12 protein-coding genes are annotated in these 12,424 nt (G+C 51.0%); 8 read left to right on the top strand and 4 right to left on the bottom strand.

The features are described 5' to 3' along the window. The first annotated feature begins 15 nt into the window (after positions 1-15). The 3 genes from hglS (at position 16) to BZK40_RS02225 (ending at position 3,600) form a co-directional block, all read left to right on the top strand. Positions 16-1,359, top strand: coding sequence for a 2-oxoadipate dioxygenase/decarboxylase HglS (gene hglS / locus BZK40_RS02240; protein WP_079934077.1), 1,344 nt, complete (start codon positions 16-18; stop codon positions 1,357-1,359). Positions 1,360-1,552: 193 nt separating this feature from the next. Next, positions 1,553-3,208 carry a glucan biosynthesis protein D gene (locus BZK40_RS02235; protein ID WP_008784858.1) on the top strand — a complete coding sequence of 552 codons (1,656 nt, stop codon included), beginning with the start codon at positions 1,553-1,555 and terminating at the stop codon, positions 3,206-3,208. Positions 3,209-3,375: 167 nt separating this feature from the next. Next, on the top strand, positions 3,376-3,600 hold the full coding sequence (locus BZK40_RS02225) for an HP1242/YdcH family protein (RefSeq protein ID WP_003833168.1): 225 nt from the start codon (positions 3,376-3,378) through the stop codon (positions 3,598-3,600). A 66-nt stretch (positions 3,601-3,666) separates the two neighbouring features. Here the strand turns inward: BZK40_RS02225 and alr are convergent, their stop codons facing one another. Continuing rightward, the gene (alr, locus tag BZK40_RS02220) at positions 3,667-4,893 is read right to left on the bottom strand and encodes an alanine racemase (RefSeq protein ID WP_003833167.1); all 1,227 of its coding nucleotides are present in this window, start codon (positions 4,891-4,893) and stop codon (positions 3,667-3,669) included. 218 nt (positions 4,894-5,111) lie between these two features. Between alr and rimL the strand changes: the two genes are divergently transcribed. Continuing rightward, positions 5,112-5,657 carry a 50S ribosomal protein L7/L12-serine acetyltransferase gene (gene rimL, locus BZK40_RS02215; RefSeq protein WP_079934076.1) on the top strand — a complete coding sequence of 182 codons (546 nt, stop codon included), beginning with the start codon at positions 5,112-5,114 and terminating at the stop codon, positions 5,655-5,657. Here rimL and ydcK read toward each other — a convergent pair. Beyond that, positions 5,649-6,629, bottom strand: a complete 981-nt coding sequence (gene ydcK / locus BZK40_RS02210; RefSeq protein ID WP_079934075.1) for a YdcK family protein — start codon at positions 6,627-6,629, stop codon at positions 5,649-5,651. The two genes, rimL and ydcK, sit on opposite strands and share 9 nt — an antisense overlap. A 113-nt stretch (positions 6,630-6,742) precedes the next feature. Here ydcK and tehA point away from each other — a divergent pair, with 113 nt between their 5' ends. The 3 genes from tehA (at position 6,743) to BZK40_RS02195 (ending at position 9,170) form a co-directional block, all read left to right on the top strand. Next, complete coding sequence (gene tehA / locus BZK40_RS02205) at positions 6,743-7,744, top strand: dicarboxylate transporter/tellurite-resistance protein TehA (RefSeq protein WP_032943536.1); 1,002 nt, start codon at positions 6,743-6,745, stop codon at positions 7,742-7,744. Then, positions 7,744-8,340, top strand: a complete 597-nt coding sequence (gene tehB, locus BZK40_RS02200; protein ID WP_003833160.1) for a tellurite resistance methyltransferase TehB — start codon at positions 7,744-7,746, stop codon at positions 8,338-8,340. The genes tehA and tehB overlap by 1 nt, the downstream gene beginning before the upstream one ends. 155 nt (positions 8,341-8,495) lie before the next feature. Continuing rightward, complete coding sequence (locus BZK40_RS02195; protein ID WP_003833157.1) at positions 8,496-9,170, top strand: DUF3313 domain-containing protein; 675 nt, start codon at positions 8,496-8,498, stop codon at positions 9,168-9,170. A 37-nt stretch (positions 9,171-9,207) separates the two neighbouring features. Here the strand turns inward: BZK40_RS02195 and BZK40_RS02190 are convergent, their stop codons facing one another. Then, positions 9,208-10,116, bottom strand: coding sequence for a DMT family transporter (locus BZK40_RS02190; RefSeq protein WP_079934074.1), 909 nt, complete (start codon positions 10,114-10,116; stop codon positions 9,208-9,210). A 185-nt stretch (positions 10,117-10,301) separates the two neighbouring features. Between BZK40_RS02190 and BZK40_RS02185 the strand changes: the two genes are divergently transcribed. Continuing rightward, positions 10,302-11,171 (top strand): AraC family transcriptional regulator, encoded by an 870-nt coding sequence (locus BZK40_RS02185; protein WP_057068172.1) that lies wholly within the window; start codon positions 10,302-10,304, stop codon positions 11,169-11,171. Here the strand turns inward: BZK40_RS02185 and BZK40_RS02180 are convergent. Further along, a complete protein-coding gene (locus BZK40_RS02180) occupies positions 11,154-12,320 on the bottom strand; it encodes a benzoate/H(+) symporter BenE family transporter (RefSeq protein ID WP_079934073.1) in 1,167 nt (388 codons plus the stop codon). The two genes, BZK40_RS02185 and BZK40_RS02180, sit on opposite strands and share 18 nt — an antisense overlap. Positions 12,321-12,424: the final 104 nt, after the last annotated feature.

The following is a 12,424-nucleotide window of genomic DNA, read 5'->3' as shown; positions in this document are numbered from 1 at the left end:
TGGAGGCATGACATTATGGCGAACACCATCACGGCAGATGAGATTCGGGAACAATTTTCGCAGGCAATGTCAGCAATGTACCAGCAGGAAGTCCCGCAGTATGGCACGTTGCTGGAACTTGTCGCTGATGTGAATCTGGCGGTACTGGAAAATAATCCGACGCTGCATGAAAAACTGGCGAATGCGGATGAACTGGCCCGGCTAAACGTTGAGCGTCATGGTGCCATTCGAGTGGGTACCGCGCAGGAGCTTTCTACGCTGCGCCGGATGTTTACCGTTATGGGCATGTATCCGGTGAGTTATTACGATCTCTCCCAGGCGGGCGTCCCCGTACATTCCACCGCTTTTCGTCCCATCGACGATGCCTCGCTATCGCGCAACCCGTTTCGGGTATTCACCTCGTTATTACGGCTCGAACTAATCGAAAACGCCGCGCTGCGGCAAAAAGCCGCTGAGATCCTCGCGAAACGCGATATTTTCACTCGCCGTTGCCACGAACTACTGGATGAATTTGATGCACAGGGCAGTTTTACATCTGAACAGGCGCAAGAATTTGTGCATGAAGCGCTGGAAACATTCCGCTGGCATCAGCATGCCACGGTCGATGAAGCGACCTATCACGCATTACACAACGAACACCGGCTGATTGCCGATGTGGTGTGCTTCCCCGGTTGTCATATCAACCATCTGACACCGCGAACGCTGGATATTGACCGGGTGCAGTCGATGATGCCGGAATGCGGCATTGAACCGAAAATACTGATTGAAGGGCCGCCGCGCCGCGAGGTGCCCATTTTATTGCGTCAGACCAGTTTCAAAGCGCTGGAAGAACCGGTGTTGTTTGCCGGTGAAATGCGCGGCACTCACACGGCACGTTTTGGTGAGATCGAACAGCGCGGCGTGGCCCTGACGCCGAAAGGTAGGGCGTTGTACGACGAATTGCTGAATAAAGCGGGAATGGGGAAAGACAATCTGACGCATCAGCTACACCTTCAGGAAGTATTCAAGGCCTTCCCGGACAGCGAATTCCTGCTGCGCCAGCAGGGGCTAGCCTGGTTCCGCTATCGTCTGACGCCATCGGGTGAAGCGCATCGGCAGGCGATTCGCCCGGATGACGATCCGCAGCCGCTTATTGAACGGGGCTGGCTGGTTGCGCAACCCATCACCTACGAAGATTTTTTACCGGTGAGCGCCGCAGGAATTTTCCAGTCCAATTTGGGCAATGAAACACAAGCTCGCAGCCACGGAAATTCCAGCCGCGACGCGTTTGAACAGGCGCTGGGTTGCGCGGTTTATGATGAGTTTGCGCTGTATCAGGAGGCTCAAGAACGAAGTAAACGTCGGTGTGGTTTACTTTAATGGAATTTACATGGGATTCGGTCTGTTCCCATCGACATAAAATATTTTCGATTTTGTACAGATAATCGGCGACCAACAATTGGATTATTAATGAATTTTGTCTAGAGTGAGCGGTCAGAAATGTGCACTCTCATGCCGCAGATTTTGACCGGCGCGGGACCATTTACACGACCAGAAGGACTCACTTTCAGGCATGAATCGCAGACGATTTATTAAAGGTTCAATGGCAATGGCCGCCGTGTGCGGAACCAGTGGTATTGCATCACTCTTTTCCCGCGCCGCCTTTGCGGCAGAGTCTGACATTGCAGACGGAAAAACCGTACGTTTTGATTTTTCCGTTCTGCAATCGATGGCCCATGACTTAGCACAGAAACCCTGGGGCGGCGCACCACGCGCGTTACCGGACACGCTGGCGAAACTGACGCCGCAGGCCTACAACAGCATTCAATATGACGCAGAGCAGTCTCTGTGGAACAATGTTGAAAATCGTCAGCTTGATGCGCAGTTCTTCCACGTGGGAATGGGCTTCCGTCGTCGTGTACGCATGTTCTCGGTTGATGGTAGTACGCATATGGCGCGTGAAATTCACTTCCGTCCGGAGCTGTTTAAATACAACGACGCGGGTGTGGATACCAAACAATTGGAAGGGCAGACTGACCTCGGATTCGCTGGATTCCGCGTGTTTAAGGCGCCAGAACTGGCCCGCCGCGATGTCGTTTCTTTCCTGGGCGCCAGCTATTTCCGCGCCGTGGATGACACCTATCAGTACGGTTTATCGGCGCGTGGTCTGGCGATAGATACCTACACCGACAGTAAAGAAGAATTTCCTGATTTCACCTCTTTCTGGTTCGAAACGGTTAAACCGGGCGCAACCTCCTTTACCGTGTATGCGCTTCTCGACAGCCCAAGCGTAACCGGCGCATTCAAGTTCGTGATCCACTGCGAGAAAACGCAGGTGATTATGGATGTACAAAACCACATCTATGCGCGCAAAGACATCAAGCAGCTCGGCATTGCGCCGATGACCAGCATGTTCAGCTGTGGCAACAACGAGCGTCGGATGTGCGACACTATTCACCCGCAAATCCATGACTCCGATCGTCTGGCGATGTGGCGGGGAAATGGCGAGTGGATCTGCCGTCCGCTGAATAACCCGCAAAAGCTGCAGTTCAACGCCTATACCGATAACAACCCGAAAGGGTTTGGCTTGCTGCAACTCGATCGCGACTTCTCCCATTATCAGGACATCATGGGCTGGTATAACAAGCGCCCAAGCTTGTGGGTCGAACCGCGCAACCAGTGGGGCAAGGGGACCATCGGTCTGATGGAGATCCCGACGACCGGCGAAACGCTGGATAACGTTGTCTGCTTCTGGCAGCCGGACAAGAAGATCAAAGCCGGCGATGAGCTGGAATTCAAATATCGCCTGTACTGGAGCGCTCAACCGCCGGTGCGTTCACCGCTGGCTCGCGTGATGGCGACCCGGACAGGCATGGGCGGTTTCCCGGAAGGATGGGCACCGGGCGAGCATTACCCGGAAAAATGGGCGCGTCGTTTTGCCGTTGACTTCGTTGGTGGCGATCTAAAAGCGGCTGCGCCGAAAGGCATTGAACCGGTGATTACGCTCTCCAGCGGTGAAGCGAAACAGATTGAGATCCTCTACGTGGAGCCTATCGACGGTTATCGCATTCAGTTTGACTGGTATCCGACCTCTGACTCGACCGATCCGGTAGATATGCGTATGTTCCTGCGTTGTCAGGGTGACGCCATCAGCGAAACCTGGCTGTATCAGTACTTCCCGCCAGCGCCGGATAAACGTCAGTACGTTGACGACCGCGAGATGCGTTAATCACGCCCTTTACGGCTCTCCTGATGGGGAGCCGTATCTGCATTCATCCTCATAACGACTCTGTACACTATTTACTCGATCCTGTTCGCATTTTTCTGTATGGCAAATGGGTACTCTGTGGGTGTGTATTTCTTATACACGTTCTTGTCCACTAACAGGGAGAAAGTATGTTTCCAGAATACAGAGACCTTATTTCCCGACTGAAATCCGAGAACCCTCGCTTTCTGTCCTTATTCGAAAAACACAACAGCCTTGATCATGAGATCTCCAGACTGGAAGGTTCGGATGGTCGGGGGTATAGTTTGGACATTGTTCGTCTTAAGAAACAGAAACTCCACCTGAAGGAAGATCTGCTCAAAATATTGCAAAAAGAGAGTGTCAGTGAGAGCTGAGTAGAACGGCGCTTGCTGTGTAAAAGGGCTTCCTGCGAGAAACGGAAGCCCTTCCTGTTTTAGGTGTTAATCGACCATCACGCGTTTGTTCGTCGCCCCCCAGAGGATCGACATTTCAGTGAACAACGCGCCGCTAATTTCTTCGACTTCTTCTGCACTAACCTGCGCATTTCCCTGTTTACCGAACAGCACCACTTCATCACCGGATGCAACCTGCGGCAAATCGGTTACATCGACGATCACGGTATTCATGGATGTTTTACCCAGTACCGGAACCCGCTGGCCGCGGATCAGCACGTGTCCCGCATTACTGAACACACGGCGATAACCATCGGCATAACCTGTCGGGATATTGGCCAGAACGGAATCACGTTTAAGGGTATAGGTTCTGTCATATCCGACGGTGTTTCCTTTGGGGTAATGGTTTACCGACGCGATGGCAGATTTAAACGTCATGACGCGTTTGTATTCGGTGCTGGCGATGGTATCGCCATAGAAAATACCGCCAACACGCACCATGTCGAGCCAGGATTCTGGAACGGTCAGGGTAGCGAACGTATTCGCGACATGCAGGGTGACATCTTCGCGCTTAAGCCCGGTAATTTTCAGTACCTGGGCTGATTGCGTATTGAAACGGGCCAGATCGCGTTTTACCACTGCCGCATCTTCTTCCGGGAAATGCGACATGATGCCGACAATTTTCAGGCCGGGTAATGCGGAAATAGCGCGTGCTTCTTCCAGACCTGCAGCGGTACTGACTTCCAGACCGTTACGCGACATACCGCCAGAGTTCAGCGCAAGATGGATACGAATAGTTTTACCTTTCTCTTGAGCGATTGCACTTAGACGCTTAGCCATATCCAGATTACCGATAAGCTCTTCGGTATCGAAATCCGCCGCCTGGCGCATCTCTTTTTCCGTCGCGTTACGCACGCGCATGAGCTGCGATGTATAGCCTGACTGGCGAACGGTACTAATCTCCTCGTTGCTGGCGATGCCAATACATTGCACGCCGTTTTGCATCATCACCGGTGTTACCAGTGAGAGATCGTGGCCATACGCGTCGCCTTTAAGAATGGCGCACATCCGGGTTTTATCTCCCAGCAGTTGCTGAACTTTATGAATGTTATATTCCAGCGCGCTACGGGAAATTTCCAGCGTGGTATTATCCACGACCTGTTGCTTATTGACGGCAAAGGGAACGGGGCCCGCTTGCGTGGTGGAAACAGGTTGGTGACAGGCGGTAATCAGTAAAAGCGGAATAAGTGCTAAACGACCCAAAGGTGCTGCCATGCTTGCTCCTTAGCAATAGAATGAAAGTGTTATTGTCATCATTACGGTCTATCCATGAGGGGATACCCGGATCACCAGAGTAACGGGTTCCACGCCAGAGATTCTTTCTAAGTGATTGCTGTTACAGCATAAAAATAAGACATCCTCGGTGCTAAACAGAGTAATATCGGCTACTGCCAGTCAGAAATGCCCCGTTTACGATCGCAAAGGAGATAAACATGTCAGAAATAATTATCGTTAGTGACGCGCTGGAACTGCGGGCGGTAGAAGAACACCACGTCACCCCTCTGCATCAGTTGGTGCTTAAAAATAAAACCTGGCTCCAACAGTCACTGAACTGGCCGCAGTTTGTCGAATCTGAGGACGACACGCGTAAGAACGTGCAGGGGAATATGATGTTGCACCAGCGCGGCTACGCCAAAATGTTCCTTATTTTCGAACAAGGGGAGGTGGCTGGCGTTATCTCGTTTAACCAGATAGAGCCGCTGAACAAAGCCGCTTATATTGGTTATTGGCTGGATGAAGAGCACCAGGGCAAAGGCATTCTGTCTCAGGCGCTACAGGCGATGATTCATCATTATGCGCAGCGCCAGGAGATTCGCCGCTTCGTGATTAAATGTCGTGTAGATAACGTCAGAAGCAACCAGGTTGCACTGCGCAATGGCTTCCGACTGGAAGGATGTATGCAACAGGCGGAGTTCCTTAATGGCGATTACCATGACGTGAATCACTACGCCCGCATCATTGATGGCTCTTCAGAATAAACCGGCGATAGGGGTGCGCGTGATACGTTGTTCGCCGTTGATCACTTTTGGCCCGCGCAGATGGATTGCATCGCCATCAAAGGCTTCAACTTGGGCCTGATCGGTTATCTCAATATGATGCTCGATCAGCACTTCACCCAGAATACAGGCATAGCCTTCAATCAGGATGTGACCGTCAAGCTGGAGCGGTCCGCCACGTAATTGCGCATGCCCCCCAACCAGCACGTGGTGTTTCAGCACGCAGTTACCTTCAACCACCGCGTGTTCCGCCACCTGCGAGCTGTAGCGCAGGGTAGGAATGGCGTCTTCATCCGTTCCGGCGATGACGCGTGCATGCCCATAGACTTTGGCGCAATCGCAGATCCAGACATTATTCTCTTCGTTGCCTTCTATCCGTGCAAAATCAAAAACTTCAGCCCGATGTTCTATAAAGGCATAATTGATCATCGCATCGCCATAGATTTGCGCCTGATGCACCACGCGTGAATTGCTGACTGCCGCCCGCTCGTAAATTTGCAGGAGCTGGTCGCTTTCACGGGTTAACCCTCTGGCTGCAATGATTTCAGAGTCACACACAATGCGTGCATCACCGCAGATGAGGCACTCACCGCGAACAACAGAATCCTGAATGGTGACGTTGTCACGTATTTGCGCGTTATGGCTGATTTCTGCTCGGTCAATCCAGACGGCATCACCAATCTGTGCGCCGTCTCTGACCACGCTTGCCTGTGTAATACGGGCGTCTCCGGTTATCATTGCGCCGGAAAACGCGAGCGCATTCTCATCGTATATCCAGCAATTACCGCTTTGCGACAGAACACTTTCATCATCAATCCAGCCACCGAGCGTACCGGATCTAACATCATTAAAATCAATGAGTGCGATGATTTGGCGTAGTAATACACTTTTTTTATTGCCATTATCCTGGTAACTAAAGGAGCGAGATTCATCGCTTAGACGGTATTTGGTCATAGCTCATTTCCATGTTGCGCACCTTAGTTAAACGTAGCAAAGTTTTCTGCACTGGCTAAACCGGCAGATATTCCATAAAATGCATTTCAAATATACTTTAAAAAATAAACAAAATGAGTAAGAACAAACAGAGTGAACGGGTCCTCAATCTTCCGGCCGGTTATTTTGGCATGGTACTGGGTACAATTGGGATGGGATTTGCGTGGCGTTACGCCAGCCAGGTGTGGCCGGTGAGCCACTGGATTGGTGATGGCTTAGTCATCCTTGCGATGGTCATCTGGGGATTGCTGACGCTGGCATTTGTGAATCGCTTACTACGTTTTCCGCACAGCGTACTGGCGGAGATTCGTCATCCGGTGATGAGCAGTTTTGTCAGTCTGTTTCCAGCAACAACGATGCTGGTCGCGATTGGTTTTGTACCGTGGTATCGACCGCTGGCGTTAGGATTGTTCAGCATTGGTGTGGTGATACAGCTCTCATACGCCGCCTGGCAAACGGCAGGGCTGTGGCGTGGGGAGCATCCGGAAGAGGCCACCACGCCGGGTCTGTATCTGCCAACCGTTGCCAATAACTTTATCAGCGCCATGGCCTGTGGTGCACTTGGGTTCAACGATGCCGGATTGGTGTTTTTGGGCGCCGGGGTATTTTCATGGCTCAGCCTGGAGCCGGTGATTCTGCAGCGTTTACGTAGCTGCGGTGAACTACCGACGGTTTTACGTACTTCACTTGGTATACAGTTGGCACCCGCGCTGGTCGCCTGTAGCGCCTGGCTTAGCGTCAACGGTGGCGAGGGGGATACGTTAGCTAAAATGCTATTTGGTTATGGTCTGCTGCAACTTCTGTTCATGCTACGCCTTATGCCGTGGTATTTGTCACAGCCATTTAATGCGTCATTCTGGAGCTTCTCGTTTGGCGTGTCTGCGTTGGCGACAACGGGATTGCATCTTGGACACGGCAGTGAATCAGGATTTTTTCATACGCTGTCTATCCCACTGTTTATTTTTACCAATTTTATCATTGCATTATTACTGATACGTACGTTTGCATTGCTGATGCAGGGGAAACTGCTCATCCGCACGGAGCGTGCTGCATTACTGAAATCTGAGGATAAATAATGACCCTTTGCGACGAAAACTACTTTACTGAAAAATATGATTTAACCCGTACGCATTCCGATGTCGTTGAAGCGGCAAAAGTGGTTGCACCAGGTAAAACGTTAGATCTGGGCTGCGGTAACGGCCGAAACAGCCTGTACCTGGCGGCAAACGGCTATGACGTTACTGCATGGGATAAAAACCCCATGAGCATCGCTAACCTTGAGCGCATCAAAGCGGCTGAGGGGCTGACCAACCTGAACGCGAAGGTCGCTGACCTTAATGCGTTACGTTTTGAGGGTGAATACGATTTTATTCTATCTACCGTTGTGCTGATGTTTCTTGAAGCCAAAACAATCCCTGGCCTTATTGAGAATATGCAACGTTGTACTAAACCGGGTGGATATAACTTAATCGTCGCAGCGATGGATACTGATGATTTTCCGTGCACCGTTGGTTTTCCGTTCGCGTTTAAAACCGGAGAATTACGCAACTATTACAGTGGGTGGGATCTGCTGAAATATAACGAAGACGTAGGTGAACTTCATCGTACAGATGAAAACGGTAATCGAATTAAACTGCGCTTTGCCACCATGCTGGCACGCAAAACTTCCTGAACCTCCCGTTTGGGTTAACTCTTTCTGCGTTCAGCATTTTTTGTGCTGAGCGCAGAGATAAAATTGTGCGGTGCTTACCATTTTTAGTACATCCAAAATGAAACTGTTTTGCTATCCTTTTTAGGCATCATTGCGAAAACTAAAGGGATCGTTTCATGCGTACTCAAACTTTATTTAAAGTTGCAGTGCTTACTGGCTTGTTGGCATTATCCGGCTGTGCGTCAAAAGTGACCGAGCCGGATAAATATTCTGGGTTTTTAAAAAATTACTCTGATCTGAAGGAAACAAAATCAGCATCGGGACAAACGGTACTCCGTTGGGTTGATCCGAGCTACAACGAATCCAAATATGACAACATCGTGTATAACCCGGTAACGTATTATCCGGTTCCTAAACCTACTACACAGGTAGGGCAGCAGGTTCTTGATCAATTACTGACCTATACCAATACGAAGTTGAAAACGGCGATCGGTCAGCGTAAACCTCTGGTTACAACCCCAGGGCCACGTAGCCTGATTTTCCGCGGAGCGATTACCGGTGTTGCGACCAGCAAAGAAGGACTGCAGTTCTATGAAGTGGTCCCGGTTGCACTGCTGGTTGCGGGAACGCAAATGGCGACGGGTCACCGTACCATGGATACCAACCTCTATTTCGAGGGTGAGTTGATTGATGCAGCGACCAATAAACCGGTGATTAAAGTTGTACGTAAGGGTGAAGGTAAAGACCTGAACAACGAAAGTACGCCGATGGCGTTCGAAACGTTGAAGAAAGTTGTTGATGACATGGCAACCGATGCTTCCATGTTTGATGTGAACAAAAAACCACAATAAAAATGATGAACGCACCATCTCAGGATGGTGCGTTATTTTATGCCACGCGACGACGATAGAATAGTTTACCCATCAGCGCTTCCGGCCTGGCAAACATCACCAGGTTACCCAGTAAAATCAACACCAATCCGGCAATCGCATTAACTTGCCAGATGTATCCTTCATACAATGTTGACAGCGTCAGCGCCACCAGAGGGAACAGCAGCGTGCTGTATGCCGCCTTACTGGGACCAATGCGACCTACCAGCGTGAAATAAGCGCCAAAGGCAATCACTGAGCCGAAAATAGCCAGATATAACAGCGCGCTAAGATAGCTGAATGTCCACTGTGGCGTGAAGTTGTCGCCGCGTACCAGCGCAATGGCCGCGATCAGCAATGTGCCGTACAGCATGGCCCAGCTGTTGGTCGTTAACACTTCTAACCCTTTTTTCTGGTGACGCAGACTGATCATATTGCCCAGTGAGAAGCCGAAGGTTCCCAGAGCGCTCAAACCGATGCCCAGTAACAGTGAATGATTAAACCCGCTGTTGAGCAAATCTTGCCAGAATAAGGTGACGATGCCAGTCACTCCCAGACCGGCTGCAATATAGAAGCGCAGCGGTGGTTTTTGCCCAAAAAAGATGAAGCTATTGACTGCATTGAACAGGACGGCCATCGAGAAAATCACCGACTCCAGGCCGGTATTAATCCACGCCGCAGCCGTATAAAAACACCAGAAGTTGAAGCAAAAAACGCATCCGCCCTGTAACAGACAAAACAGATGATCGCGACCAGACAGTTTGCGTAATTTACCGCTTAGCAACAGGACCACTATCATCACCGAGCTGGCAACGGCGAAGCGCCAAAAGATAGAAACCGGTGCAGAAACCGGACCTTGCTGCAAATAAATCGCAATCCATGTCGTTCCCCAAATAACCACCACCAGGCAGTACAACAGTGCGTTCATACAACTCTCTCTTTTTGTCGTCAGACTTACACTGTGTCACGACGGAATGCAGGAGACTTTCATCGGCTTGCGGTGGACTTGCAAAATCTTGCGCTTTTTTTTGCGTAATAGTGAAAAGGCAGCTGTTAACGATATGTAGCTGATATAGACTGAAAGCCTGCTAACTTATTTTTGAATGTGATGGTATGTCTCAGCCCTACGGTGCCTTTGAAAACTTGCGCAAACATAATGCCGTGCTGCATGAATCGGTTGCGTTACATTCAGGGATCCAACTGGCGGCCTGGTCGAACAAACGCGATACCATCACCCAATATTGCGATCACCATACGCTCAGTTTATACATCGCAGATGGTTACGAGAGTTACCACAAGACGGCGGGAGGCTGGAAGAATGGCGGGGGACCAGACCGTTTTTGCCTGATGCCGAAGGAGAGTGAGTCCAGTTGGGATATTCGTGACGATCTTTCCTTTGTTCATCTCTATTGTACAGACGCCCATTTGCGCGAAGTGGGTGAAAAAGTTTGGGACAAAAGCCCCTATAGTTTCACGCTGGACGAGCATACGTTTGGCAGTGACCCGGGGATCACGGCGGTTTACCGTCAGTTTTTGCTTGGTAACGACTGGCAGCAACCGGCCAATCACCTCACGCTTAGCGCAGCATCTTCACTACTGTTAACGCATCTGATCCAGCATTACAGCAATGTGCAATGGCGACTTCCCGTCGTCACCGGAGGGCTTGCGCCTGCCACATTGCGCAACGTGCTGGCCTATATTGAAGCACATCTGGCGTATCCCATAACGTTGAGCGATCTGGCAGGTGAAGCAGCGCTAAGTGAATTCCATTTTGCCAGAATGTTTCGCCAGTCGATGAATATGGCGCCTCATCAGTACGTCATGCAACGCCGTATGGCGCTGGCGCAGCAACTGGTCTGTTATTCATCACGCAGCCTGTCGGATATTGCAATGGCCTGCGGGTTCAGTTCGGCGAGCCATTTCAGTAACCGGTTTAAACAAGTGACGGGTAAAACGCCAACGCAGTTACGCGCGGCGAAATAACGTCAACACTGAGTAGCAGATACCGCCTACGATCAGCCCCCAGAATGCAGACCCAACACCAAATACCGTCAGACCACTGGCCGTAACCAGAAAAGTCACGATGGCCGCATCGCGTTCTGCTTCATTATGTAAGGCTTGAAATAAACTACCGCTAATCGTGCCGAGTAATGCCAGACCAGCAAGCATCTGGATCCAGCTTACGGGCAGGGCTGCCATCAGTCCTGTGACCGAACCGCCAAACACCCCAGCCAGAATGTAAAAGACACCCGCTGCGGCTGCGGCGAGCCAGCGTCGATTTACATCTGGATGGGCTTCGGGGCTTTGGCAAATTGCTGCGGTTATGGCGGCGATGCAGATGGAATAGACGCCAAACGGCGAAAATAGCAGTGCCAACAGACCCGTAAAAACAATCAGGGGTGAAACGGGTAACGAATATCCCGATGCTTTCATGGTCGCAATACCGGGGGCATTTTGCGAAGCCATAGTGACCAGAAACAGCGGTAGCGCAATACTGATACTGTGGGCTAATGAAAAGTGTGGTGCAATAAACGCTGGCAACACCGGTGACAGATTAACACCATCGGTGACAATGTCACCTTTAACCAGGGCGATGGCTATACCTACCAACATTGCGGCGATAACGGCATTCCGTGGGGCGATTACTTTTAGTACCAACCACGCCAGCAGCATGCTGCCGCACAAGATAAGCTCACTGTTCAGGCTATTGAACGCCTGCAAACCAAAACGCAGCAAGATCCCGGCCAGCATGGCCGATGCCAGCGAGTGGGGAATAATTTTCATCAGGCGGGCAAACAGCCCGGTTATACCGCACAGCACAATCAATGCATTAGCTACGATAAAAACACCGATAGCATCCTGAATCGATACCCCTTGCAGGCCCGTCACCAGCAGCGCGGCACCAGGCGTTGACCATGCGGTAAGTACAGGGGCGCGATACCACAATGTCAGCGCCAGCGTACTGACCCCCATTGCTAGCCCTAGTGCGGTCATCCAGCCTGCGATTTGTCCGGTCGTCGCACCTGCGGCGAGCGCCGCTTGCCAGATAATGGCCGCTGAACTGGCGTAGCCGACCAGGACCGCCACAAAACCCGACAAAACTGTAGGCAGGGGGATGGAAAATGTGCGCATAGCAACTCCGCGTGCGTTATAACGGTCAGTCACTGTAACACTGTGCGTTATAGCGTACAAGTGCTAAGCTGTAGCCCTGAGAAAGGAGAGCGACGAAGGAGAAA

Source organism: Citrobacter portucalensis, from assembly GCF_002042885.1.
GTDB lineage: Bacteria > Pseudomonadota > Gammaproteobacteria > Enterobacterales > Enterobacteriaceae > Citrobacter > Citrobacter portucalensis.
This window is presented reverse-complemented; position numbering and strand designations above follow the sequence as displayed.